Source organism: Vibrio sp. B1FLJ16, from assembly GCF_905175385.1.
Classification (GTDB): Bacteria; Pseudomonadota; Gammaproteobacteria; order Enterobacterales; family Vibrionaceae; genus Vibrio.
Genome location: NZ_HG992750.1, coordinates 1,644,262 through 1,669,472 on the forward strand (window position 1 = coordinate 1,644,262; position 25,211 = coordinate 1,669,472).

At 45.5% G+C, this 25,211-nt stretch carries 24 protein-coding genes and 1 pseudogene; 9 read left to right on the top strand and 16 right to left on the bottom strand.

Annotation, left to right across the window (positions count from 1 at the left end; all coding sequences use genetic code 11):
- Positions 1–225 precede the first annotated feature (225 nt).
- From KHN79_RS21335 to KHN79_RS21395, 14 genes and pseudogenes are all read right to left on the bottom strand, one after another.
- Entirely contained in the window at positions 226–759 is a 534-nt protein-coding gene (locus tag KHN79_RS21335; RefSeq protein ID WP_021706455.1) for a cysteine hydrolase family protein, read from the bottom strand.
- Positions 760–896: 137 nt separating this feature from the next.
- Positions 897–1,448: a hypothetical protein gene (locus KHN79_RS21340; protein WP_182010477.1), complete on the bottom strand. Its 552-nt coding sequence runs from the start codon at positions 1,446–1,448 to the stop codon at positions 897–899.
- Between the two features lie 156 nt (positions 1,449–1,604).
- On the bottom strand, positions 1,605–2,066 hold the full coding sequence (locus KHN79_RS21345) for a GNAT family N-acetyltransferase (RefSeq protein ID WP_182010478.1): 462 nt from the start codon (positions 2,064–2,066) through the stop codon (positions 1,605–1,607).
- A gap of 26 nt (positions 2,067–2,092) precedes the next feature.
- Positions 2,093–2,230: pseudogene (locus KHN79_RS21830) on the bottom strand (DUF3265 domain-containing protein).
- 409 nt (positions 2,231–2,639) lie between these two features.
- The gene (locus tag KHN79_RS21835; protein ID WP_079858596.1) at positions 2,640–2,777 is read right to left on the bottom strand and encodes a DUF3265 domain-containing protein; all 138 of its coding nucleotides are present in this window, start codon (positions 2,775–2,777) and stop codon (positions 2,640–2,642) included.
- A 518-nt stretch (positions 2,778–3,295) separates the two neighbouring features.
- Entirely contained in the window at positions 3,296–3,622 is a 327-nt protein-coding gene (locus KHN79_RS21355) for a hypothetical protein (RefSeq protein ID WP_182010479.1), read from the bottom strand.
- A gap of 157 nt (positions 3,623–3,779) precedes the next feature.
- Entirely contained in the window at positions 3,780–4,091 is a 312-nt protein-coding gene (locus tag KHN79_RS21360; RefSeq protein ID WP_182010480.1) for an antibiotic biosynthesis monooxygenase, read from the bottom strand.
- Between the two features lie 345 nt (positions 4,092–4,436).
- On the bottom strand, positions 4,437–5,435 hold the full coding sequence (yjfF, locus tag KHN79_RS21365; RefSeq protein WP_182010481.1) for a galactofuranose ABC transporter, permease protein YjfF: 999 nt from the start codon (positions 5,433–5,435) through the stop codon (positions 4,437–4,439).
- Positions 5,428–6,453: a galactofuranose ABC transporter, ATP-binding protein YtfT gene (gene ytfT, locus KHN79_RS21370; protein ID WP_182010482.1), complete on the bottom strand. Its 1,026-nt coding sequence runs from the start codon at positions 6,451–6,453 to the stop codon at positions 5,428–5,430. The genes yjfF and ytfT overlap by 8 nt, the downstream gene beginning before the upstream one ends.
- A gap of 7 nt (positions 6,454–6,460) precedes the next feature.
- Positions 6,461–7,969: a galactofuranose ABC transporter, ATP-binding protein YtfR gene (ytfR, locus tag KHN79_RS21375; RefSeq protein WP_182010483.1), complete on the bottom strand. Its 1,509-nt coding sequence runs from the start codon at positions 7,967–7,969 to the stop codon at positions 6,461–6,463.
- Between the two features lie 64 nt (positions 7,970–8,033).
- Positions 8,034–8,993, bottom strand: a complete 960-nt coding sequence (gene ytfQ, locus KHN79_RS21380) for a galactofuranose ABC transporter, galactofuranose-binding protein YtfQ (RefSeq protein ID WP_182010484.1) — start codon at positions 8,991–8,993, stop codon at positions 8,034–8,036.
- 316 nt (positions 8,994–9,309) lie between these two features.
- On the bottom strand, positions 9,310–10,299 hold the full coding sequence (gene araH / locus KHN79_RS21385; RefSeq protein ID WP_211907292.1) for an L-arabinose ABC transporter permease AraH: 990 nt from the start codon (positions 10,297–10,299) through the stop codon (positions 9,310–9,312).
- Between the two features lie 17 nt (positions 10,300–10,316).
- Entirely contained in the window at positions 10,317–11,834 is a 1,518-nt protein-coding gene (gene araG, locus KHN79_RS21390; protein WP_182010485.1) for an L-arabinose ABC transporter ATP-binding protein AraG, read from the bottom strand.
- Between the two features lie 59 nt (positions 11,835–11,893).
- Complete coding sequence (locus KHN79_RS21395) at positions 11,894–12,892, bottom strand: arabinose ABC transporter substrate-binding protein (RefSeq protein ID WP_182010486.1); 999 nt, start codon at positions 12,890–12,892, stop codon at positions 11,894–11,896.
- Positions 12,893–13,268: 376 nt separating this feature from the next.
- On the opposite strand from KHN79_RS21395, the gene KHN79_RS21400 reads away from it, so the two are divergent.
- From KHN79_RS21400 to KHN79_RS21425, 6 genes are all read left to right on the top strand, one after another.
- Entirely contained in the window at positions 13,269–14,966 is a 1,698-nt protein-coding gene (locus KHN79_RS21400; RefSeq protein ID WP_182010487.1) for a ribulokinase, read from the top strand.
- Between the two features lie 36 nt (positions 14,967–15,002).
- A complete protein-coding gene (locus KHN79_RS21405; protein ID WP_182010623.1) occupies positions 15,003–15,704 on the top strand; it encodes an L-ribulose-5-phosphate 4-epimerase in 702 nt (233 codons plus the stop codon).
- A gap of 10 nt (positions 15,705–15,714) precedes the next feature.
- Positions 15,715–17,217 carry an L-arabinose isomerase gene (araA, locus tag KHN79_RS21410; protein WP_182010488.1) on the top strand — a complete coding sequence of 501 codons (1,503 nt, stop codon included), beginning with the start codon at positions 15,715–15,717 and terminating at the stop codon, positions 17,215–17,217.
- A gap of 208 nt (positions 17,218–17,425) precedes the next feature.
- A complete protein-coding gene (locus KHN79_RS21415; RefSeq protein WP_182010489.1) occupies positions 17,426–17,938 on the top strand; it encodes a hypothetical protein in 513 nt (170 codons plus the stop codon).
- A gap of 65 nt (positions 17,939–18,003) precedes the next feature.
- The gene (gene araC / locus KHN79_RS21420) at positions 18,004–18,843 is read left to right on the top strand and encodes an arabinose operon transcriptional regulator AraC (RefSeq protein WP_182010490.1); all 840 of its coding nucleotides are present in this window, start codon (positions 18,004–18,006) and stop codon (positions 18,841–18,843) included.
- 70 nt (positions 18,844–18,913) lie between these two features.
- Entirely contained in the window at positions 18,914–19,159 is a 246-nt protein-coding gene (locus KHN79_RS21425; RefSeq protein ID WP_182010491.1) for a DUF3297 family protein, read from the top strand.
- A gap of 262 nt (positions 19,160–19,421) precedes the next feature.
- On the opposite strand, the gene KHN79_RS21430 is transcribed toward KHN79_RS21425, so the two are convergent.
- Together KHN79_RS21430 and KHN79_RS21435 are read right to left on the bottom strand one after the other, a co-directional pair.
- The gene (locus KHN79_RS21430; protein WP_182010492.1) at positions 19,422–19,784 is read right to left on the bottom strand and encodes a hypothetical protein; all 363 of its coding nucleotides are present in this window, start codon (positions 19,782–19,784) and stop codon (positions 19,422–19,424) included.
- Between the two features lie 130 nt (positions 19,785–19,914).
- Positions 19,915–20,370 (bottom strand): hypothetical protein, encoded by a 456-nt coding sequence (locus KHN79_RS21435; protein ID WP_182010493.1) that lies wholly within the window; start codon positions 20,368–20,370, stop codon positions 19,915–19,917.
- A gap of 438 nt (positions 20,371–20,808) precedes the next feature.
- Between KHN79_RS21435 and KHN79_RS21440 the strand changes: the two genes are divergently transcribed.
- From KHN79_RS21440 to KHN79_RS21450, 3 genes are read left to right on the top strand one after another with little or no spacing between them, the layout of a single operon-like run.
- Positions 20,809–21,588, top strand: a complete 780-nt coding sequence (locus tag KHN79_RS21440) for an ABC transporter ATP-binding protein (RefSeq protein ID WP_182010494.1) — start codon at positions 20,809–20,811, stop codon at positions 21,586–21,588.
- Positions 21,575–24,076, top strand: a complete 2,502-nt coding sequence (locus KHN79_RS21445; RefSeq protein WP_182010495.1) for an ABC transporter permease — start codon at positions 21,575–21,577, stop codon at positions 24,074–24,076. The genes KHN79_RS21440 and KHN79_RS21445 overlap by 14 nt, the downstream gene beginning before the upstream one ends.
- Positions 24,076–25,179 carry a lipocalin-like domain-containing protein gene (locus KHN79_RS21450; RefSeq protein WP_182010496.1) on the top strand — a complete coding sequence of 368 codons (1,104 nt, stop codon included), beginning with the start codon at positions 24,076–24,078 and terminating at the stop codon, positions 25,177–25,179. The genes KHN79_RS21445 and KHN79_RS21450 overlap by 1 nt, the downstream gene beginning before the upstream one ends.
- Positions 25,180–25,211 lie beyond the last annotated feature (32 nt).

Consider the following 25,211-nt stretch of genomic DNA (forward strand, 5'->3'; position numbering starts at 1 on the left):
CGTGTTCGACTGCCTCATCTTGGCCAAGGCAATAGCCGCTAAAACAGGCCGTATATATGGTAGTTAACCTGCGCTTTTAATCACACTGCTCACTTGCAAAACTGGGGGAGACCATATATGTGAAGCACGCAACCACGACACTCAATTTAACCACCGTAATCACCAAACTTAACCCAAACTAAAAATGCCAAGCGTGCTGAATCACTCTTAAATTGATTGTTAGCCCTATGCCCAAAGGTTGCGCGCCTCTACCGCTTCGATTTTGACACCGAAACTAGAAATACTAGATAACGTGGCATTGTGATGCTCTCGAATTTGAGCCCCACTGGCGTGCTCCTTATCATGAGTTGTGTGAGCATCCGAAACCAAAGTTACGGGATAGCCTAAACCTGCAGCTCTGCGAATGGTAGTATCAACGCAAAACTCTGATGCGTAACCACACACAATTAAGCTATCTACATCAAGTTCATTCAAAACACTTTGAAGATTAGTATTCAAGAACGAGTCTGGTGTTGTTTTGCGGACGAAATGGTCACCAGTTTGTGTAATTAAGCTGGACTGCAATGCCCAACCAGCACTTTCGTATTCAATAACAGATTTAGTTTGCTCGTGCTGGACAAAGATAACTGGGACAGACTTAGCACGCGCCAATTTCGTAACCTCATTAATTTTGGTGAGTACGATTTGTGATTCAAATGGTTGAGGTTCCGGGTCGAACAGAATCGACTGAACATCAATAACTAATACTGCAGATTTCATTATTTTCCTCTGATAGGGCTAACGCCGCATTAAGTGGTGAACAACGCGACCACCCAACCTAAACCTTGCCACATTTAGCACTGAAGCTGACCTTGACTGAAATCGCCAAGCGTTGAGAATCCGTCTTAAATGCTTTGTTATGTAGCGGACTCACGTCCGTACAATACGTCATTTCTATGCTCCCAGAAGTCCCATAGATCACTCTTGGTTTTGACGATCAAAGATGTGATTTTCTCCATCGAATCTTCCGTGAATTGCGCATACTCTTGGTTCATGCCTTTCTTCGACATTTTGAGCTTTATATAAGTATAGCCCTCGACATCTGTAGCTTCCCAATTAGCATGCACGACCATATTTCTGAGACGACCACTCTCATTTAGATTTGTAATGATTTGCTCGTAGCCGTCTAATTTACGATCAAGACCCACCTGAAAATCATCACAAAATCGCTTCAATAAATCTACTTTTGACGAATAATTAAGCTTATTCAACACTATTAAACCTGGTGCATCAGAACGATCTGTAAAGTGTTCGCACAAAACTGAATCGAGTTCTGATTCTAATGAATTGAAATACATAACGATTAAACCAATGTAAGGTAATATCCGATCTAGATGTTCTTCGGATTTATCTTCGTCATCAATACAATGAGAAAGGTGTTGTTGAAACTCTACTAGCTTATTTTTCAATCGCTTAATCCTTATTTCCGCTTAGCTACATAACGCCGCGTTAAGTAGTGAGCAACGCCACCACAGAACCTAGACTATTGTGCCATAAACACTTAAGCTAAACTTTGAACTGAAAACGCCATGCGTTGGGAATCTGCCTTAAACGCTTTGTTATATTTATTTTTCTCGAACCATTTGTGGGTATCCACTTTGGGCTACTTCATACACACGAAATCCAAACTTTTCATACAATTTTATCGCTGAGGTATTCTGAGGATGCACACCAAGCCTTAAACCCGAGACTGAGTTTTCAACCAAGTGTTGCATCAAAGAAGAAGCTACGCCTAAACCTCGATGTTCCGGATGCACAGCGATCGCAACTTCAGGGTAGTCAGCATATTTGTGAGTTTGGCTAGATTTGTGGCGTAATTGGATTAAACCCACCGGCTTGTCTTCAGATGAAAAAGCAAAGAAACCAAGGTCGCCATCCTTGCCCCAGTTCGCATAATACTCTTTGATATGAGGAATATCCAAAATATCAGGCTTGTGGTCTGGCTCATTATCAGGAGTCCAAAGCGCTATCAATAGAAACTCTTTCTGTAATTCTACATCCGATTCTTTAACTAATTGAAATCGCATAACTTACCTATAAATATAACGCCCAGTTAAGGGGTGAAGCACGCAATACCGATGTTACTGCATGGCACTTCAACACCGAAATCAAACGCATATCAAAATGCCACGCGTGCTGAATCCCACTTGAACTGTTTGTTAGCACGCTGCTCTTTAAGCCTTTGGCACACGCCAAGATATTGAAATATAGCACGAAACTAATGAATTAAGACACTGAAACCAAACGGGCAGCTGCCAAACTCGAAACTAACTTTAAGCGAAAGTTGGCAAGAAGAAAAACATGCTTAACTGCCCTTTTTCACCGCTTTCAAATTAGCAAAGAATACGGGCTTCGAACTCGAACAACAGCGACAAAGAAACGCTTGTTTTGCCGAAAATTTCTCAGCGCCAAAGAAACCACGCCAGAGAAATAGCCCGAAAGTTAGAAACCGTAAACGGTGAAATCCAAGCGAAAACTATACATCTAGTGCCACCGGAGCGAACGTGAAAGGCACATTTGATCAGGTGCAAAGCGAGGAAAAGAAACCAATAAAAACAGAAACTTTTAGCCTTTGATACCAACCTAGTGCTAACGCCCAGTTAAGGGGTGAAGCACGCAATAACCAAGCCGCCGTATTGCACTTCAACACCGAAACCACCGCATACCAAAAATGCCACGCGTGCTGAATCCCACTTGAACTGTTTGTTAGCACACTGCCCTTTTGGCTTTTGGTACACGCCAAGATATTGAAATATAGCACGAAATTTATGGAGTAAAACACCAAAGCCAAATGGACAACGACTAAACTAGAACTCAGCCACAAAACGCAAGTTGGCTAGAAGAAAAACATGGTTAACAGCCCTTTTTCACCGCTTTCAAATTAGCAAAGAATACGGGCTTCAAGCTTGAACAACAGAAACAAAGAAACGCTTGTTTTGCCGAAAATTTCTCAGCGCCAAAGAAACCACGCCAGAGAAATAGCCCGAAAGTTAGAAACCGTAAACGGTGAAATCCAAGCGAAAACTATACATCTAGTGCCACCGGAGCGAACGTGAAAGGCACATTTGATCAGGTGCAAAGAGAGGAAAAGAAACCAATAAAAACAGAAACTTTTAACCTTTGATACCAACCTAGTGCTAACGCTTTGCTAAGGGGTGAAGCACGCAATAAAGATGTTTCTGCATGGCGCCATAAACACCTAAACTCACCGCAAAGCGAAAATGCCACACGTGCTGAATCCCTCTTAAGCAACTTGTTATGCTCGTCTTTCCAGCAACTCTGTAATGCCCTTTTTGAGTTCATCCGACAGACGTTCGAACTGCTTTGCTGCAACCAAGTTTTCTTCACACATTAGCATAAGCTGAATAAACGCCTTATTACGAGAATGACCATCAAAGATAAGCCTCATTTGCTTTTCAGATGTTTTGGAATACTGACACATGAAATGAAACCTTTCCCCTGCCAATTCTGACTCGTTAGTAATAGTTTCTATAACGTCATTCAGCTGCCTAGTGCAATATAGCTCAATAGCTTCATTTTTAATCTCGCAAAAGACCTTCCAATCAGACTCTTTGATACTCATGCTAGCCTCCATAAAGTTCCATTTTTCAGCATAGAGCATAACGCCCAATTAAGGGGTGAACAACGCCTCCACCCAACCTAAAGCATTGTGCCATAAACACTAAATTTGAAGTAGAAACAAAAATGCCAAGCGTTGTGAATCCCTCTTAAATTGCTTGTTATAACCACATGTTCTCACGGACTTCATAGTGGCTAACATGACGATCTGGATTCAATTTGTACTTTTCATCCTCTGGATACAATTTGGCGACACTGATGTCTTCACCAGAAAATGCTTTGATACATTCAAGATCTTCCCAATAAGTCAACAACGTGATTTCAGCAATATCGCCTAAATCTCGATTTAAAATTTGAGCACCAAGGAAACCTTGTGTACTAGATGTATCTTTGATACCTGTCTCATACAGGTATGCAACAAACCCTTCTTCATACTCTTTAGGGCAAGTAGCTTTCCATTCCCTTGCTATCATAAATACTCCATTTTATGCCGTGGTTATAACGCTTTTTATACGGCTTTTAGCCGCTTTTCATACCCCCATAATGCAGTCTTTTGAATCACAGTTCAATTTATAATCAATAGGTTAATGAGAGGTATGGGGTATTAGATTGCAAAATGACGCATAGTTTTTAAAAAGCTTACTTCTACACTCCCTCGGATAACTACAGGTAAGGCAAACGTACAGTTCCCCTCAAAACTGCATGTTTTATGTTTTTAAATTTTAAGTGCTAAGAAGGGATCTGAATTTTAAACTCAGATCCCCTGTAACTTATCAGCCTACCATTACGAAAGCCTTTCTAATTTCTGTTAACAGCGCTTAACTGGTTGCAGATTTCAGTACTGCGGAATTGGCCACTTGTTTGCGCCGTTCGCCCATGACCAACAACAGGCGTTGTAAGCCAATAAAGCCAAACAACAAAATGCCAACAATAATTTTTGTCCACCAAGAACTTAGCGTACCGTCAAAAGTAATATAGGTCTGAATTAAGCCCTGGATAAGCACACCAAACAGCGAACCCAAAACCGTTCCTACACCGCCAGAGAGCAGCGTACCGCCAATCACAACTGCTGCAATGGCATCCAGTTCTACACCAACCCCAGCTAACGGATAGCCCGCAGAAGTGTAAATTGAGAACACGATACCTGCGCAGGTTGCCAGAAACGTCGACAGCATATAGATGCCAATTACTGTGCGTCTTACCGGTACGCCCATTAGCCCTGCCGAGGTTGCATTACCGCCAACCGCATAAACGTTGTTACCGAAACGTGTGCGGTGTGCAAGCAGCATCCCTAGTACCACCACCACCAGCATGATGACCGCCATTAAGCTCAAACGCCCTCCTCCCCAGATATGCCAAGCGGTACGGGAAAGATCTTTATACACCGGGTCCAAAATCGGTATAGACTGCTCGGAAATCAGAAAGCTCGCCCCACGCAAGAAGAACATCCCTGCCAGGGTAACAATAAACGCCGGTATTTTTAGCGTATCAATGATCCAGCCCATAAAGCCGCCAAACAGCATGCCCATGACGAGCACCGTAAACATTGCTACCAGTGGGTCAACATTCCAATCGCCGATCATTTTCGCCAGAAAGACCCCGGTAAACGCCACCACCGATCCCACCGAGAGATCAATCCCTCCGGAAAGGATAACAAACGTCATCCCGACAGCAAGAATCCCCAAAAAGGCATTGTCGGTCAGAATGTTACAAATCACTCTAGTTGACATAAATGCGGGAAATTCGAGCGCACAGAACACATAGCCGACCAGAAAAACACAGATGGTAATGAACAGAGGAAAGTTACGTTTAATCATGATGGAATTTCCTCTTAACAGCTTGGATCACCGCCGGAGACTGCATGACCAGCACCAGTAACACGACGACGGATTTAACAATATGGTTCCACTGCGGCTGATAGCCGGAAAGCAAAATGCCTGTGTTAATACTCTGAATGATGAAAGCGCCAACCAGAGCCAGCAGGAGGTTAAAGCGGCCGCCCATTAGCGACGTACCACCGATCACGACCGCAAGGATGGCGTCCATTTCGAGCCATAAACCGGCGTTATTTGCATCGGATCCTTTGATATCCGCTGCCACAATGATCCCGGCAAGCGCCGCCATCAGACCGCTCAGCACATAGACTGACATCACGATCACAGGGGTATTAATTCCGGCATTTTTTGCAGCCTTGATATTGATACCTACCGATTCAATAAACAGCCCTAATGCGGTCTTCTTGGTTAAGCACCAGATACCTATCGTGGCGATAATCAACAGAATGATCGGGGTCGGAAGGAGTAAAAATGAACCACTACCAAACCAAGACAGAGTGTCATTGGTAAAGGTAACGATCTGCCCCTGAGTGATCAGCTGCGCGACGCCTCGTCCTGCCACCATGAGGATCAACGTGGCGACAATCGGCTGGATCTTAAATACCGCAACCAGAAAGCCATTCCACAGACCGCAAACGACGCCAGAGAGCAGTGCGCAAACTAATATCGTCGGTGGCGAGTAGCCCTGTGAGGCCATACTTGCCAAGACCGCGCCACTAATGGCCATCACCGCCCCAACGGACAGATCGATACCGCCTGTAGCAATCACCAATGTCATACCTAGTGTGAGCAGAGCTACTGGCGCTCCGCGGTTAAAAATGTCGATCACACTGCCGAACAGACGCCCATCCTGAATATGGATGGAGAAGAAGTTGTCAGCGATGATCGCGTTAACGATAAATAGGCACAACAGTGCCAGCACTTGTGGCGCACCTTTGGGCAAACTAAATCTGGATTTAGTTGGTGCGTTAGTGCGAGTTGAATGATTAATTGTTGTCATCGGAACCTCACATCGCGATTGCTTGCATAATGGCAGGAACGGAGAGATCTTCGGTTTGGATTTCCGCTACCTGCTTACGATCCCGCAGCACTATCACCCGGTCGGCGTAACCAACTAGTTCTTCCAGCTCGGAAGAGATAACCAGTAAAGCCAGACCGTTGGCACACAAGGATTCGATCAGACGAATGATCTCTGCGTGTGCGCCAACATCGATACCACGGGTAGGTTCATCAAGAATTAAGAATTTAGGTTTGGTTAATAACCAGCGGGCCAGCAGAACTTTCTGTTGGTTACCACCAGACAGAAATTCAATCGGCTGCTCAATATTGGGTGTTTTGATGTCCAGTTGTTTGATAAAACGTTGAGACATTTCTTCCTGTTCAGCACGGGATATAGGCCGGAACCAACCGCGTTGAGCCTGTAGAGCTAAAATGATGTTTTCCCGCACCGATGCCGCACCGACAATACCGTCGGTTTTACGGTCTTCCGGACAGAACCCGAAACCATGCAGTGATGCCTGCCGGGCTGAGTTCACTTTTGTCAGGCGATTTTTCAGTTTGCAGGTACCGCTGTCATTAGACTCTATACCAAAGATAACCTTAGCGGTCTCAGTACGCCCTGAGCCAAGTAAACCCGCAAGCCCGACTATCTCACCGGCATGAACTTTAAGGTCAAACGGTTCAATCGTGCCGCGTTTTCCGTAGTTGGAAAATTCCACCACAGGCTCATCACTGAACTTGGTTTTGCCTGCACGTTTAAGTGCGTTATCTTCCAGTTCGCGCCCTAGCATCAGCTTAACCAGTTCAATCTGAGGAAGCTGGCTTGTTTCTCGCGTACCGACTAACTCGCCATTTCGCAACACGGTGATACGGTCGCTGACTGCATACACCTGGTCGAGAAAGTGGGTGATAAACACCAGACTGATGCCTTTTGCACGCAGATCGCGCATGATGCCAAACAGCATTTCTACTTCGCTGCTGTCCAGACTGGCCGTTGGCTCATCGAGAATTAGAATTTTCGCCGAAAGCGATACTGCTCTAGCGATAGAAATGACTTGCTGTATGGCAACAGAAAAACTGTTGAGTGGTTGGGTGACGTCCAAATTAAGACCATAACCGGACATGATTTGGCTGGCTTGCTGCGCCATACTTTTACGGTCGACAAGTCCCCATTTTTTCGGTTCGTTACCAATAAACAGGTTATCCATAACCGACATATTAGGTAGCAGGTTCACTTCCTGATAAACCGTTCCTATTCCTAACTGCTGCGCATGCGCGGTGTTTTGCGGTGAAATGGATTGCCCATCAAGGAAAATATCACCCGCGTCCCGTTGATATACCCCGGTGAGCGTTTTGACCAAGGTTGATTTCCCAGCCCCGTTCTCGCCGAGTAATGCCATGATCTCCCCTTTTCGCAGTGAGAAATCGACATTTTGCAGTGCCTTAACCCCGGGGAAATGCTTGCTAATCCCTTGCGCTCGTAAGACAACGTCATTGTTACCTAGATCATAAGACATACAAACTCCAAAGCCTCTCATCAAAAGTCGATGAGAGGCCTATAACTAAACGTTAATCATAGAATTAATAACCAAGGTCTTTTTTCATTTCGAGCTGTGACTGTGCGTCTTCAGGTAAATAAAGTTTTGACTCAGTCACTATTTTCTTAGGTGGTGTAGCGCCATCATTTTTATAAGCAAGCAGAGCGTCAAATGCAGGGCCAGCCATATTTGGCGTCAGTTCAACCGTCGCATTTGCCTCACCACTCATCATGGCTTTAAAAATATCAGGTACCGCATCAATAGAGACCACTAAAATATCTTCACCCGGTTTTAAACCGGCTTCTTTAATCGCTTGGATTGCACCGATTGCCATATCATCGTTGTGTGAGAATACCGCGCATATATTTTTGCCGCCATTTTCCGCTTTAATAAAGCTTTCCATGACTTCTTTACCTTTACTACGAGTAAATTCGCCAGACTGGGTACGGACAATGTTCACATTGGAAGCCTGGCTGATTGCTGCGTTAAAGCCTTCTTTACGGTCGATAGCCACACTTGCGCCAACGGTTCCTTGTAATTCCACTACATTACAAGGCTTATCTTTAACGGTATTTAGCAGCCACTCACCGGCTACTTTACCTTCAAGTACGTTATCTGCAGTTACGGCGGTCATATAAAGTGAGTCATCATCAACCGTGATGCCACGGTCTAAAAGAAAGACCGGAATACCATAGTCTTTTGCTTCTTCAAGTACTGGGCCCCAACCCGTCTGAACTACAGGTGCAATAAAGATCGCATCCACACCCTGAGCAATAAAAGAACGTACCGCTTTAATTTGGTTTTCTTGTTTTTGCTGTGCGTCAGAAATCTTCAACTTAATACCGCGCTTTTCTGCCTCGACTTTAGAAACAGCAGTTTCAGCGGCGCGCCATCCTGATTCTGAACCAATTTGTGAAAAGCCAACCGTAAGAGTATTAGCAAATACGGACGCAGACATACATAGACTGCCGATAGCAGCCGCTAAGGTAAGTTTTTTTAGCATAATCGTTCTCTATCTCTTATTTTTAATTTCACGTTAAGGTATTTGTAAGGTATTGCATTGGTGTTTATTTTTTATACCAACTTAAGATAGATAATAGATTTTACAAGAGGTTAGATCTTGGTCACAGCTAGATTCAGATAGCAATAAAGTCCATTTTCGTAGCAATTTTATAAATAATTTAGCGTTTGTTAATACAATAGTTAATATATTTATCAGTTACTTTTATTCATATTAGATCGATAAAAAACAAAAAGGCTCCTTAATAAATAAGGAGCCTTGTAGATAAATATAATTTATTTGGTCGTTAGATTTTAATCTATGCCTTTGACGTTTGCTTGTAGCGGTCAAAAATAACAGCCGCTAGCAGAATTAAACCACGAACAACGTATTGAGCAAACGGAGACATGTTCAATAGGTTCATCGCGTTTTCTACCGTACCCAGAATAAGTACACCAGCGATAACGTAAGATACTTTACCGATACCACCTTTCAGAGATACACCACCAAGTACACAAGCAGAGATAACGACTAGCTCAAAACCAACAGATGTCATTGGCTGGCCAGAAGTCATACGAGCAGCTAGGATGACACCAGCAAGCGCTGCCATAAAGCCAGAGATGGTGTAGATCATCATCTTAGTTTTTACAACGTTAACACCTGCCAAACGTGCCGCTTCTTCGTTACCACCGATAGCTAGCGTGTTACGGCCATAAACTGTGCGGTTTAGTAGGAAAGTGAAGACAGCGAAAGTAATCAGTGTTAACCAGATTGGCGTTGGGATACCGATGAAAGATGAGTTACCCAGAGCAAAGAAGCTCTCTTCTGTGATACCAACTGCTTTACCATCAGAGATGATGTAGCCAAGACCACGGGCAATCTGCATGGTAGCCAGCGTTGTGATCAGTGCGTTGATTTGCAGCTTCGCAATGACAAAGCCGTTTAGTAGACCAAACGCCACACCAGATAGTAGACCAGCGCCCACACCCAGAACAACACTGCTTGTCGCGTTAATAGCCACAGCGGTAACAACACCAGAACATGCGATGACAGAAGCAACAGAAAGGTCTAGGTCACCACAGGCAAGACAGAACAGCATGGCACACGCCACCATACCACTCATCGAGATGGCCAGACCCAGACCTTTCATATTGATAAAGGTTGCAAAGTATGGAACGAATAGGCAGCAGAGCAAGAACAGACCTGCAAACACCATTAGCATTCCAAACTTATCCCAGATTTTACCGAAGCTGAAGCCACCAGATTTTGCTTCTGACTCCATAGATTTAGTAGGGGTAGATACAGACATAATGATATTCCTTAATATTAAGCGGCTGCCGAGTCTTCTTTATCTAGCATTGCCAGACGAAGTGCGGTTTGTTCATTAAATTCGTCACGTTGAAGTTCACCCGTTACCTCGCCGTCTTTCATCACAACAACGCGGTCAGAGATACCCAACACTTCTGGTAAATCGCTGGAAACAACGAGTACCGTTACTCCGTTTTCTGCCAGCTTAAAAATCAGTTCGTAAATTTCAGATTTAGCACCTACATCGATACCACGGGTAGGTTCATCCAGTAAAATCACGCTCATCGCGGTTGACAACCAGCGACCAAGAATCACTTTTTGCTGGTTACCGCCAGACAGCTTGCCAATTGGCTGCTCTAACGATGACGCTTTTACGTTGAGTGCCTCTTTCTGTTTGGAAGCGTTTTTCTTTTCCCAATCAAAGTCGATAAGGCTCTTAAACTTCAGGTGCCAAGGGCGAGCACTGATATTGGTGTTCTCCTGAACCGACATGATAGGGACGATGCCGTCTGCTTTACGGTCTTCAGAACAAAGGGTAATACCTGCACGAATTGCATCTCGTGGGTCTTTAACACCGATTTTGACATCGTGTAAATAAAGTTCGCCGCCGGTCTTTTTATCTGCGCCGAAAATAAGGCGGGTAAGCTCAGTACGACCTGCACCAACCAGACCAAATAAGCCAAGCACTTCACCTTGCTTTATATCAAGTGAGACAGGTGCGGTTAGCCCCGGGCCTTCAAAGTTTTCAAGGCGTAAACCACTCTTACCGTGTTCACGTGGGCGGTAGTTATAAATGTCACTGATTTCACGGCCGACCATCAGCTCAACTAAGCGATCGTTAGTCAGCTCTGAAAGGTCATCAAATGATTGAACGTGCTGGCCGTCTTTGAAGATCGTTAACGCATCACACAGGTTAAAAATTTCTTCCATACGGTGTGATACATACATAATGATTTTGCCGGCATCACGTAGTTCACGGATTACTTTGAAAAGGTTTTTGATTTCACGCTGCGACAAGCTACTGGTCGGCTCATCAAATGCAATGATTTGTGCGTTGCGGCTCAGTGCTTTGGCAATTTCTACCATCTGCCACTGGCCAATAGACAGCTCTTTTAGCTGGCAGGAAGGGTCAAAGGTTTCCCCTAATCGCTCAAGCTGAACACGTGCATTTGCGTTAAGTGTTTCGGTATCTACAGTGCCGCCTTTAGTTGGCAGCTGACCAAGGAAAATATTTTCAGCGACAGTTAATTCGGGAACCAGGTTAAGCTCTTGATAGATAATTGCGATACCGTGATCCAGGGCATCGTTAGTAGAATTCAGCGCAACTTCTTTACCATCAATAGCGATATGACCTTCAGTTGGTTGGTGAAAGCCACTTAAGGTTTTCAGTAGCGTTGATTTTCCTGCGCCGTTTTCTCCCATCAAAGCGTGTACGCTACCTGCGTCTGCTCGGAAGCTAACATTATTTAATGCCTTAACACCCGGGAAGTGCTTCGAGATGTTTCGAAACTCGATGTATGAAGGGGACTTCGCCATGACATTCTCTCCGTTAAATCAGTTGGTGACGGCCAAGTTAGCCGTCACCGAAAGTGAGCTTATAGCCCTTTTTTCGCTAGTTCGTCTCTGAAGTTGTCACGAGTGATAAGGACTACGTCAGTTACTTCCACGAATTTAGTTGGTTCAACGTCTTCTTTAACCCACTTGTAAAGAGATTCGATACTCTTGTAGCCGTGTACGTCCGGGCTAGGAAGTAGAGAGCCGTAGAAGCCAGTTGCACTAGACTTCGCAAGTTCGTTAACTGCATCAACACCGTTGATACCGATACCGATTACGTTATCAGCGCCAAAGCCTTGACCTTCAGTTGCGCGTACGCCACCTAGAACGGTGTTGTCGTTCATACCAACAACAAGCCATTGTTTAACATTTGGGTATTGAACCATTAGAGAGTTAGCTGCATCCAATGCACCCGGGATATCGTTGGTTTTGGTTGGCACACGATAGATTTGGTCAGCAGGGAAGCCAGCCGCTTTCAGTGCAGAGATTGAACCGTCAACACGGCGACGTGCTGTATCCAACTCATCGGCAGTGATCGCCATTACGCCTGTGGTTGAAGCATCCCAGTTACGTTTCTGCATTTCTTTGTAAAGCTCAATACCTTGGCGTTCACCGATAGCTGTTGCAGCCATCATCACCAAAGGTACATTTGTCATTGGCTCGCCTTTAGCATTCAGGAACTGGTCATCAACAGTCACAACTTTAAGGTCGTAACTTTTCGCTTTCGCCATGATTGCAGGACCTAACTTTGGATCAGGTGTACAGATAACGAAACCTTTTGCGCCCTGAGCCGCTAGAGTGTCGATAGCATTGAGGGTTTTTTCGCCATCAGGCACAGCCATTTTTACTACTTCAAAGCCTAAATCTTTACCGGCTTTTTCAGCAAATGACCATTCAGTCTGGAACCATGGTTCTTCAGGTTGCTTAACTAGGTAACCTAGTCGCATGTCGTCATTTGAACCAAAAAATGCGTTAGCAGAAGCACTAAGCATGGTTGCGCCAGATAAGGCAGCGATTGTGAGTAGTTTTTTTAATTTCATTATTATCCATCCACTGGTAGAGGTAAGTGTTCGCAGTAAATATTTATGGATTTAGAAATATTTATAAGTGACAAGAATCACAGCAGAAAAAAGTAGCGTTTTTGTCCATTCATTTAGCAGCGGTGAACATGATGCGGATCTCAAATGGGGCGTTTTGGTGCATGAGTGATCCATAAAAGTGCGTAAGGAAACGTTATCCTAGCCATATCTAGTGTGATTCAGGTCAAACTTCAGTCTTAGGCGGTTTTTATTGTCATCAGCACAAAATCCATACCGTGGCAATTTTGTCCATACATGTAGCAAGCGGTGTCATGGCTGAATAATCCATGCAGAGGTATAAATTATAGAAAAATAGATAACCCTACATGGAGTTGTTATGAAGCAATTAGCGACACACCCTGCACATGTTATCGGTTTGGATTTTGGTTCAGATTCGGTTCGTGCGCTTATCGTCAACGCTGTAAGTGGTGAAGAAGTAGCCTCTGGTGTTACTTACTACCCGCGTTGGATGGAAGGCAAATATAGCAAGCCTGAGCAGTCTCAATTTCGTCATCACCCGAAAGACTATATAGAAGCAATGACTCAAGCGATTCGTGAAGCGCTTGCAGTGGTTCCTGCTGAAATTGCACAGTCAGTTGTGGGCATCGGTGTGGATACAACGGGTTCTACACCAGCGCCGGTTGACGCAGAAGGTAACGTTCTCGCTCTTTTACCTGAGTTCGAAGAAAACCCGAATGCCATGTTCATTTTGTGGAAAGACCACACTTCTGTATCAAAAGCGGATCTAATCAATGAACTGGCTCATGGCGGCGAGTTTATCGACTACACCAAGTACATTGGCGGTATCTACTCTTCTGAATGGTTCTGGGCGAAAGCGGCTTGGGTAAGCGAACAAGACGAGCAAGTGGCTAAACACGCTCATAGTTGGGTTGAGCTTTGTGACTGGATTCCTGCGCTGTTAAGTGGCAACGAGCACCCAAGTAAATTCCGTCATGGCATTTGTGCTGCTGGTCATAAAGCAATGTGGCATGACAGCTGGGGCGGCTTACCAGATCAAAAATTCCTTTCTGCGATTTCTCCAACCCTGGATGGCATTCGTGAGCGTATGTTTGATGAGGTTTACACTTCTGAAGATGTCGCGGGTTACTTGACGCAAGAGTGGGCTGAAAAACTTGGTCTACCGGTTGGTTTAGCAGTCGCGGTTGGTGAATTCGACTGTCACATGGGTGCAGTAGGCGCTGGTGCAGGTGAGCACGACTTAGTAAAAGTTATCGGTACGTCTACTTGTGACATCCTGATGGTTGATGCGGACAAAGTTGGCGACAAGACCATCCACGGTATCTGTGGTCAAGTGAAAGGCAGTGCGCTTCCAGGTCTAATGGCGCTTGAAGCGGGTCAGTCCGCATTTGGTGATGCTTACGCCTGGTACAAACGTGTACTGATGTGGCCAATCCAACAACTAGCGAAAGATAACCCTGAAGCAGCAAAAGTGATGGAGCAGCTTGATGACGCCATGATCCCAATGCTTGCACAAGCAGCACAGGAATATGGCTTCAATGAAAACTCGCCATTAGCGATGGACTGGCATAACGGCCGTCGTACTCCTTACGCGAACCAACGCCTAAAAGGTGCATTCACAGACCTCAACCTTGGTTCTACTGCACCAGCAATGTTTGCAGCATTGGTTGAATCGACCGCTCACGGCGCAAAAGCGATTGTTGATTGCTTTGTTGATCAGGGTATGGATGTTGAGCGTGTTATCGCTATCGGCGGTATCTCGCAAAAATCGCCTTACGTGATGCAGATGTGTGCGGATGTTATTGGTCGCGAAATCGCAGTAGCAAGCTCTGAGCAATGTTGTGCGCTTGGCGCAGCAATCTTTGCAGCCGTCGCGGCGGGCGTATATGAAGACGCACAGCAGGCACAAAAAGCAATGGCTAGCCCAATCAGCCAGGTTTACAAACCAAATGCAGCAGCGGAAACGGTGCGCAAACAGCGTTACGCAGGCTACCGTGAGCTGGGCCAGCACATCGAGCAAATTTCAGAATCGAAACTTTCTCAGGAGCGCAGCTAATGGGTAACCAAGCTTTTTTTAAACCAAGAAGAGCGCCTGAAAACACTGCGTCACGACGTTTGGCAAGCCAACCTTGATTTGGAGCGTCACAACTTAGTGACGTTCACTTGGGGCAACGTTTCAGCTATCGATCGTGAATCTGGTTTGGTGGTGATTAAACCAAGCGGCGTAGCATACGAAGACCTAAGCGCAGAAAACATGGTGGTGGTCGATCTGGAAGGTAATGTGGTTGAGGGAGATCTTAACCCATCTTCTGATACCGCGACTCACCTGGTGATGTATCGCACTTACGCAAAAATTGGTGGTGTTGTGCACACGCACTCACCGCAGGCAACCGCATGGGCACAGGCAGGTAAAGCAATCCCCGCCCTAGGCACCACTCATGCAGACTATTTCTACGGCAGCATTCCGTGTACTCGTGCGCTGACCAATGAAGAAATTGCGAACGATTACGAACTGAATACTGGCGTTGTGATTGCTGAAACCATCGGTGATGAAAATCCAATGGCAATTCCGGGCATTCTAGTCAAAGAACATGCACCGTTTTGTTGGGGTAAAGACGCTCACAACGCGGTACATAACGCAGTAGTGACCGAAGTGGTAGCAGGTATGGCTCTGCAAACACTGCAAATCAATCCTTCTGTGGAATATATCAATCAAGCGTTGCTCGACAAGCATTACCTACGTAAACACGGGGCAAATGCATATTACGGTCAGTCAGCAAAGAACAAAAAATAAAGGGTAAGTCATGAAAGTATTTAACGAAAAACAAGTTTGGTTTGTTACTGGTTCACAAACGCTTTACGGACCAAAAGTTCTTGAAAACGTAGCACAAGACAGTGCTCAAATCGTAGCAAGCTTTAATGAAACAAGCGCTATTTCAGTGCCTATGGTTGATAAAGGTACGGTTAAATCGCCAGACGAAATTCTAAACGTATGTCGCGCAGCAAATAACGATCCTGACTGTATCGGTCTGGTTCTTTGGATGCACACTTTCTCTCCAGCGAAAATGTGGATTGCAGGTCTTTCTCAACTGAACAAACCATTCCTTCACCTACACACTCAGTTCAATGCAGGTCTTCCATGGGATGACATCGACATGAACTACATGAACACGCACCAAAGTGCGCATGGTTGTCGTGAGTTTGGTTTCATCGGTACACGCATGGATATCGACCGTAAAGTTGTGGTTGGTCATTGGCAAAACCCTAACGTTCACGCAGAAATTGATGACTGGTGTCGTGCGGCGATCGGTATCGATGCAGGTCAAAACCTGAAAGTAGCTCGCTTCGGTGACAACATGCGTCAGGTTGCGGTTACAGAAGGTAACAAGGTTTCTGCTCAAATCCAGTTCGGCTATGAAGTTAACGCTTACGGCCTTGGCGAACTAACAGACGTAATCCAGTCTGTATCAGATGCAGACGTAGCGCGCATGCTTGATGAATACGCTTCTACTTACGAAATGAAGTCTGAGCTACTGACTGATCCTACGCTGCTTAAACTGATGCAACACGAAGCTCGCTTAGAAGTGGGTATGGAGCGTTTCCTTACAGATGTGGGCGCAAGTGCCTTTACTAACACGTTTGAAAACTTAACGGGTCTAGGCTCTCTACCAGGCCTTGCAACCCAGCGCCTAATGGCGAAAGGCTTCGGCTACGGCGGTGAGGGTGACTGGAAAACATCGGCTATGGTTCACATCATGAAGCAGATGGGTAAAGGTCGTGAAGGTGGTACTTCGTTTATGGAAGATTACACCTACAACTTCGGTGCAACGGATCAGGCTCTAGGCGCACACATGCTAGAAGTGTGTCCAACCATTGCTTCTGCTAAACCTAAGCTAGAAATCCATCGCCATACTATCGGCCTGAAGTGTGATGTTCCTCGACTGCTATTTAGCGGTAAAGAAGGTAACGCTCTGAACGTTTCTGTGATTGATTTGGGTAACCGCTTCCGCATGGTTGTGAACACAGTGAAAACCGTTAACCCACCACAAACTATGCCTCACCTACCTGTGGCACACGCACTTTGGGAACCAATGCCAAACCTACAAGTTGCAGCGGCAACCTGGATTCACGCAGGTGGCGCACACCACAGTGCATACAGCCAACAAGTGAGTGTTGATACACTAGCGGATTACGCTGACATTCTAGGTATGGAAATGGTTGTAATCGATGAAAACACAGAAACTCGTAAGTTCAAGCAAGAGCTAAAAACTAACAGCTTGTACTACCGTTTAGCTTCTGGCGTTTAATCAATAACCCCCTCAGCTCGCTGAGGGGGTATTATACCAATCGTAGTAAATAACTGGTCATTCTAGCTTGTTAAAATACTCGATAACTGCGTTGAAATTTTTGATTGTAGAATAACTACTTATCGAAAAATCTCGCCTAGTTCTCTAGCATTTTCCCTACGCTACTTCTGATCACTTATTTACTGTGATTGGTATTATCGAGGTAATTATGACGGTTGACGATTCCCAAGTTGCACATGCTTTAGATATTCACAGTCATCAATGGACGCTGCGCGTAGCCGAGCTATGTCCGACACAGTTTCAACTCTTTTATGGCGAGAAGCTTGTCTTTCATGGCCATCTTGAGTTGCTTAACAATGGTGAGCAGTTAGATTCTTCGCAAGCTGAATGGAAGTATCGTCACCGTCAAAATCGTATTGAACAGTGGTGCCAGCTGCAGCACGGGGATAAATTATCCATCAACATGAATTATTACTTTCACGAAAAAGCAGTGGTTATTGAGTATTTAGCTCGTAACAGTATTCCAACGCGGCTTGACATTCGTCATAAGATTACGCCGTTAGAATCAGACGTAAAAGAATCATCTAAACAAGTGAATTTATCCGATTGGCAGCGACGCAGGCATGGGCTTCCAAGCGAGTCAATTCGCCGCTCAATAAAACCCGATCTGTTTCGTGAAGCTTTTTCCGCCACTCAGTGGATCGTATTAGATAAAATGTGACGTCGAAAATCGCAATACTTTCGGCCTCAACATACACTAGACAAAATTCTAGTAACTGTTGATCTATGCAAAATACCGATCCTCTCAAGCCCGGATATGATTTTGATGCACATTTAGTTGCAGGTCTGACGCCAATCATCGAAGGCGATGAACTCGACTATACCATTGACCGTCAAAATGGTATGAAAGGGTATATCATCAATATCACTAGTAAAGGTGAAGGTACTATTTTCTCTGGCGAACATGAGTTCCATGTGAAAGCCGGCGATATCCTATTGTTCCCACCAAGTGCAGCACACCATTACCGCCGTAAAACCGATAACGCTTCGTGGTTCCACCGCTGGGTCTACTTTCGTCCACGTGCATTCTGGAACGACTGGTTAAGCTGGCAAGAAGAGCGCAACGGTGTTTACGTAACAAGCGGTTTATCTGCTCAAGATATTGACCATATTGAGAGTCTGTTCGTTGATATTGAATACACCGCTAAGTCAGATCTACCGTATCGTAATGATCTCGCGATTAATTTACTCGAACAACTGCTGATCCGCTGTAAGTCATTGCAACCGGACGTAGTGAGTAAAGCGCTGGATCCACGGATTGTTCAAGCGACTAACTACATGACCCAGAACCTGAACCAAGACTTTACACTGGAAGAGATAGCGGCACATACCTGTTTGTCTCCTTCTCGTTTGGGTCACTTGTTCCGTGACGAAATGAAAATGACGATAACCCAATGGCGTGATGATCAGAGGATCAGCCGAGCCAAGCAGTTGTTAGTCACGACGCACTATTCGATAAATCATATCGGGCGGATTGTCGGCTATTCCGATCCGCTCTATTTCTCACGCGTATTCAAGCGAAAAGCAGGGGTCAGCCCAAAGCTGTTCCGAGAGCAGATTAGTTAACGGTTATCTTGAACCAAGCGCTGACACTGTCTACAATGGCGCACTTTCTTTACGGATTCCAGGTCAGAAAATGAACGACACTACTAAACCAGATTTACCAGATCGCCTTGCGGGCAACCCACGTAGCCCATTCTTTGTGAAAGAGTGCTTTGAGCACCAAATCGGTATTCGTTTCAACGGCAAAGAGCGTACTGACGTTGAAGAGTACTGCGTGAGCGAAGGCTGGGTTAAAATCGCGTCTCCTAAAGCAAAAGACCGTTACGGCAACCCTATGCTTATTCAGCTTAAAGGCACGGTTGAAGCGTACTACGTGTAAGCCAACCATGTTGTATCGATCTTAAAGCTCAGGCAATATCGCCCTAGGCTAATAAGTTCCGGAGGGATCTGAGTTTGACTCGGGTCCCTTTTTTAATACTTAAAATTCAGTATCTTAACAATCTAAACTTTAGTAAAAAACGCACGATGATTTTCAATTAACTTTGGCATAGAAAACTAACGAGTAACAAAAGGCAAGACCTGACCTCGCTAATGATTGTAATTGACCCTTATCTCGATATCGCTAAAACGCAAATGTATCGTTACGACGAGTGTTTATAACGATCTAACACTTTCTGCATTTCCAACCTATTTGGCGTAGCATGTTTTTCAACCATAAGGTCAATAAAGTCGTAAGCATCTAAATCAGTTAAGTGATCAATAACACTTGGGTCAGCGTTCTTATCGAGCAACCAATAAAACTCTTCCAGATCATCTTTAAGAATTGCACCGTGTATCGGCATAGCTCGTTTAGCCATATTTATGTCATTACCACTATCTAAATATAACTGAGCAAAGTAATATTTACGTTCTGGATTCAGGTTAAGAAGAGAAGTTACATCGAAGTTTTCACTAAGGTCTTGGTATACTTTTTCTGAATACCCAAACACCTCAAAATAAGTCATACAGTTATCACTACTAAAAAACTTCATGGAGCCGGACATTGCGCACCTTAATAGTGTGTCTTCCCTTGGGCGTATAATTATCAGCACACTCAAAATCACCAATACGGTAAAAATAGCTTTCTTTGACATGCTAAACCCATACTCGTTTACTAATGATCTGTTCATATCTAGGTAAAATAAGTGGGTTTTTAATAGCTATTCCTGATAATAATATATTTAAATCTGACTTGAACCTTTGATTAAGAGCATCTACTACGAATTGGTAAATCTCTACGTTCCTGAGGTCTTGTGTAGTCGCATGATGAAAAAAGTGAGGGCCCAGTGAAGTTATTAGCTTCTCTATTACTTTTTTAAATGGAGCTCTTGGGTTAAGGGTGGATTTCCATAACCCCTTCACAATACCAATTGAAAATGAGGCATCAATAGCTTCTAAAAGGAGAGCTTGAGCAAAACTTATCAACTCAGTTGTGATAGATGCCACCATAATTTTATTTCTATCAGCTGGAAAAAAACGAATGAGGATTTCTCTTGCTTCCTCTTCATTGAATATGATCTCGGATTCCTTGAATACCTTTAGCGTGTTCACCGACTTATCCTTGTTCCCTCGTTAACAATCGGTTAATTTTAATCCACCGTATCTCAGGCTTAAATTTCCGAGCAACGTTTTGAGAGACATAAAGAATTATTGTGAAATTGATAAGATGGATTCTTACCTCCAGCTTCGAGAAACATTTGATTTCGCCGACTAAGAATACTTTTTATTATCTCCGAATAGGCATGATGCACAATTATGTGTTTTCCATACTCGAAGTTATTCGTGTTTTGCTAATTTAAGTAAAAAATCTAAGTAACTTTTGTCCAGAACCTTCACGGCGGGCGCTCTTCACGGCTTGTGATCACCAAGCGATTCTGTCGTACCACTACTCTCCTAATCCATCTGGTCTCGTTTTGAGTACAAATTGTCTAGACTTCATAGATAAAAAACGCCAAAAGAAACAACTCCGCATCGACTCAGGGAGAGAGAATGGGACGTCCACTTGTCACACTTAAAACAGCCAGCAAAAGCTTTGTTGATGGTAAAGAGACGCACCGCGTACTGGAAAATGTCAATTTCACTCTGGCAAGGGGAGCAAGTATCGCATTAACGGGGGCAAGTGGTAGCGGGAAAAGTACCCTTCTCAATGTGATTGCAGGCTTTGAGCCTCTCACTAATGGTGAGCTATGGTTGGATGGAGAAAACACCGCCGCATGGAAAGACGCACAATGGAGCCGCTTTCGCTATCAGAAACTCGGCGTGATCTTCCAGCAATTCAACCTGTTAACCCCACTCAATGTTAAGCAGAACATTGCCTTTCCACTGCACCTGAACCAACAAAAATGGAACGAATGGTGCGACTATCTGGTGGAAACATTAGGTATAAGCCCCCTGCTCGACAGACATGTCTCTGCCTTATCAGGTGGTCAGCAACAACGTGTGGCAATAGCGAGAGCCTTAGCCCACAAACCTAAACTCTTACTTGCTGATGAGCCAACAGGCAACCTCGATCAAAAAGCCGGTTTAGAGGTTATGAAGCTGCTCAGGGAAATAACTGCTCAGGGTAACACCTCGGTACTTTTGGTCACTCACAGCCCGGAGTGTGCCGGATTTATGCAGACCCATTTACGTTTGAATAATGGCTGCCTGAACAACGGACGTTTCAGAAATGATCAACTGACAAATGGTCTCGCGTCTGATAAGAACCTTGCTCACGAGCACCATACTCCAGAGCCGAAAAGCCGCGATCTGCACCATGATGAAAACTAGGCTAGCGCATACCCAGCTGACCCTTAACTTGTTTGTCTCGCATTACCGCCAGGCTCCCTTACAGGCAGCTGCGATTCTGATTGGGATCGTGCTGGCCGTGACGTTATTTGTTGCGGTGCAGGCCATCAACCTCAATGCCAAGCGCAGTTATGCGCAGTCCACCGAGCAGCTAAGTGTACAAGCACAAAACCTGGTTGTTCCTCCTGCCGGTCAGCGCTATTTACCCGAATCACTCTACTTTTCACTAAGACAGCAAGGACTGAGCGCCTCACTGCCGGTGATTGAAGGAAAAGTCAGGGATGAACAAGGACGTCGTTGGTCTGTACAGGGGAGTGACCTGATTGCGGCACTCTCGTCGCGGTCCCGTTACTCCGGCGATGCCGATGACAAGCACGATGCTTCCCTGTTTGATAGCGCCTTGCCTCTGCCTGAGCTCTTGGCTGGCGAGCCGATTGTCATGATAAGTCAATCTCAGTATCAGAGCGTGGGGGAAGTTGCGTTCATGATTCTGGATAACATAAAAACCAAAGTCATCGTACTGCCTGATGAATGGCAACTCGGCAGTCGGATGCTAACGGATATTGGTTTCGCCCAGCAGTTACTCAACAAACAAGGGCAGCTGAGCTATATCGCCGTTTTTAGAACAGATGGCGATACAGACAGAAATGCGCTGCCGAAATGGCAGAGTCTGGTCGGCGCAAAGGGGCAATGGATTACCAACAACCAGAGTACCGATCTTGGTTCGCTGACAGAAAGCTTTCACCTCAATCTCACAGCAATGAGCTTACTGGCGTTTGTGGTCGGTCTGTTCATCGCCTACAACGGTGTGAAGTACAGTTTACTTAAACGTAATCGTCTTTTGGTACAAATCCAGCAAGCCGGCATTGCGCCGACAATTGTGTTTGCAGCTTTGTTAGTAGAACTGACGATTCTGGTTACCATTGGCGCTTCACTTGGTTTCGTTTTAGGTATGCAACTTAGCCACTGGCTGCATCCTACTGTCGCACTGACACTTGAGCAGCTTTATGGAGCAACCCTGCTGCCAGGCACCTGGCAGTGGCAATGGTGGGCACAGGCTCTGTTACTCACTTTAGCAGCAACGCTGCTCGCGTGCTGGCAACACTTTAAACAGCGAATTCACCAGCCACTTTCTTCTCATGGCGGATTGTATCAAGCCCCAGAAACATCCAACGAGAATCAGCTCTTCATCATCGGCACAATACTCACCGTGTCCGCGTTGGCGGGGTTATGGATAAGTGAGCATCACCGCTTTACCATGCTATGGCTCGGCGTGTTAGTGGTATCTATTCCTTTGTACCTGCCGAAAACACTGGTCTCGTTAGCGCGCTGGAGCGAACAGCGCACTACATCCGGCTTACTCCAGTACCTGTTTGCCGAGCTGCTCGAACTGGTCTCGCCCCTCTCGCTCGCTATGATGGCTTTATTGCTCGCAGTGACTGCCAATATCGGCATGAATACCTTAGTCGGCAGCTTTGAATCTACCTTGAAGCAATGGCTTAACCAAAGACTGCACGCGGATATTTACGTCAGTCCGTCACAAGGTGAAATCGCCAGTGTTGAGCATGCTCTGGAGCATTTCAGCAACGTTGAGAAGGTCTATAAGCAGTATTATGTCGACGACAATCTGCAAGGTTTACCCATCTTGCTTGGCACCAAAGATAAATACACCTTAGAGCAGACTATGGTGTTTAAATCTCACGTTGCTGATTTCTGGCAGCGCTTCTACCGGGGTGAGTTGGTTGCAATCAGTGAACCAACCGCGGTGAAACTCGGTTTATCCCTCGGCAGTCAACTTAAACTCGATGCGCTGCCAAACAAGATGCTTAGCGTCGGAGCCATTTTCTTTGACTACGGCGCTCCCAAAGGTGAAGTTTTGCTCGCTCCTAAACTGTGGCGGGAGAATGGTTTTACCGATTTACCAGTTAGCCTTGGCATCAAAGTCTCAGGTGATAGAAAAGCGATGTACGAACACCTGCAACAGCAGCTGAAACTGCATCCAGGCCAGCTCTACGATCAGGCGAAAATCAAGTCCACAGCCCTGGAAATCTTCTCACAAACTTTTGCAATTACCCGAGCACTCAATAGCGTAACCTTAATGGTGGCCGTGATTGGTTTGTTTAGTGCCTGCTTCATGTTGCTCGACGCCCGTACAACTGCCATCGCAAGGTTGTATGCACTAGGCGTAAACCGCCGTAAGCTGATGGCAATGGTCGTCGGGCAAATCGCAGCTTTAGTCAGCTTCACGCTGGTTATCGCTTTGCCGCTTGGCGCATTAGTCGGATATATACTGACTGATGTTGTAACCCTGCGCGCTTTTGGCTGGAGCTTAACTTACCTCTGGAGCTGGAGTGATGCGCTGAGTATCGCCTGCATCACCATTGTCGTTGCAGTTATCGCGACCTTGATTCCTCTCTGGCGCTTGGTAAGCAAACCAATGATGGCAAGTTTGCAGAGCGAGGTGCTGTGATGAAGTGCATTGTGAAAAGCCTCATCCTGATTCTCGGCTGCTTATCTATTATTGGCTGTGAAGAACCCAAGCCACGAGATATGGGGGCGTTATTAGGGACAAATGAAGCACAAAGCGATGCATTCACTCCCGTGGTGAAAGGCGTTGAGCTCACCTTCCCGGCCGATCACCGGGCCCATGACGATTTTCGCCATGAATGGTGGTACTTAACCGCGAACCTGACCGATGAGCAAGGTCAGCCGCTTGGTCTTCAATGGACACAATTTCGTTTCGCAGCCGCACCTCAGACAAATGAGCAGCAAACAAACAAAACTACATGGCAAAGCCAGCAAATTTACATGGCACACAGCGCTGTCACCACCAGAGATAAACACTACGCTGATGAAAAATGGTCGCGGGGGCAGGCTCAGTTTGCAGGAGTAGACGGCTCGCCCTTTCGTGTGTATCTCGATGACTGGCAATGGAGGTCGTCAACCGATGACCTATTCCCTGCAACCTTAGTCACTCACTCCCGGCAGTTTGCTTACTCACTGACGCTGACCAGTAATGCGCCCTATCAAAAGCAGGGAGACCGGGGTTACAGCACAAAAAGTGCCGATGGTCAGGTCGCATCCTATTACTACAGCCAACCGTTTATTGATGTGAAAGGAGAAGTCACCATTGACGGCAAAACTCATCAGGTGTCGGGCAAAGGATGGATAGATAGAGAGTGGAGCTCGCAATTTTTGCTCAATTCCCAGCAAGGCTGGGACTGGTTTGCGCTCAGGTTAAGTGATGATACCAGCTTAGTCGTGTTCCAGCTTCGCGATTCAAAAACAGGACAAGCCAGTTACTCACATGCAAAGCTGATGCATAAAGATGGTACAGGAACCACCATCGGGCAAAGCGGAATCCGCTTACAAGTGATCAAGCAAACGAAGATTCAGGGACGAAATTACCCGACAGAGTGGCAGCTTTCGATTCCGATCCAACAAATTGACCTCACGGTTACAGCACTCAACCCAAACGCCAAAATGCCGCTGACGGTACCTTACTGGGAAGGTCCGGTAACAATTGAAGGCTCTCATTCAGGAACTGGCTATATGGAGCTGACAGGTTATTGAAGCTGACAATCACCCTTATTTAGTCATTCCAG

Coding starts and splice junctions, on each gene's coding strand:
- KHN79_RS21335 (WP_021706455.1), bottom strand. CDS start 759: ATGAAATCTGCAGTATTAGTTATTGATGTTCAGTCGATTCTGTTCGAC.
- KHN79_RS21345 (WP_182010478.1), bottom strand. CDS start 2,066: ATGCGATTTCAATTAGTTAAAGAATCGGATGTAGAATTACAGAAAGAG.
- KHN79_RS21355 (WP_182010479.1), bottom strand. CDS start 3,622: ATGAGTATCAAAGAGTCTGATTGGAAGGTCTTTTGCGAGATTAAAAAT.
- KHN79_RS21360 (WP_182010480.1), bottom strand. CDS start 4,091: ATGATAGCAAGGGAATGGAAAGCTACTTGCCCTAAAGAGTATGAAGAA.
- yjfF (WP_182010481.1), bottom strand. CDS start 5,435: ATGATTAAACGTAACTTTCCTCTGTTCATTACCATCTGTGTTTTTCTG.
- ytfT (WP_182010482.1), bottom strand. CDS start 6,453: ATGACAACAATTAATCATTCAACTCGCACTAACGCACCAACTAAATCC.
- ytfR (WP_182010483.1), bottom strand. CDS start 7,969: ATGTCTTATGATCTAGGTAACAATGACGTTGTCTTACGAGCGCAAGGG.
- ytfQ (WP_182010484.1), bottom strand. CDS start 8,993: ATGCTAAAAAAACTTACCTTAGCGGCTGCTATCGGCAGTCTATGTATG.
- araH (WP_211907292.1), bottom strand. CDS start 10,299: ATGTCTGTATCTACCCCTACTAAATCTATGGAGTCAGAAGCAAAATCT.
- araG (WP_182010485.1), bottom strand. CDS start 11,834: ATGGCGAAGTCCCCTTCATACATCGAGTTTCGAAACATCTCGAAGCAC.
- KHN79_RS21395 (WP_182010486.1), bottom strand. CDS start 12,892: ATGAAATTAAAAAAACTACTCACAATCGCTGCCTTATCTGGCGCAACC.
- KHN79_RS21400 (WP_182010487.1), top strand. CDS start 13,269: ATGAAGCAATTAGCGACACACCCTGCACATGTTATCGGTTTGGATTTT.
- araA (WP_182010488.1), top strand. CDS start 15,715: ATGAAAGTATTTAACGAAAAACAAGTTTGGTTTGTTACTGGTTCACAA.
- KHN79_RS21415 (WP_182010489.1), top strand. CDS start 17,426: ATGACGGTTGACGATTCCCAAGTTGCACATGCTTTAGATATTCACAGT.
- araC (WP_182010490.1), top strand. CDS start 18,004: ATGCAAAATACCGATCCTCTCAAGCCCGGATATGATTTTGATGCACAT.
- KHN79_RS21425 (WP_182010491.1), top strand. CDS start 18,914: ATGAACGACACTACTAAACCAGATTTACCAGATCGCCTTGCGGGCAAC.
- KHN79_RS21430 (WP_182010492.1), bottom strand. CDS start 19,784: ATGACTTATTTTGAGGTGTTTGGGTATTCAGAAAAAGTATACCAAGAC.
- KHN79_RS21440 (WP_182010494.1), top strand. CDS start 20,809: ATGGGACGTCCACTTGTCACACTTAAAACAGCCAGCAAAAGCTTTGTT.
- KHN79_RS21445 (WP_182010495.1), top strand. CDS start 21,575: ATGATGAAAACTAGGCTAGCGCATACCCAGCTGACCCTTAACTTGTTT.
- KHN79_RS21450 (WP_182010496.1), top strand. CDS start 24,076: ATGAAGTGCATTGTGAAAAGCCTCATCCTGATTCTCGGCTGCTTATCT.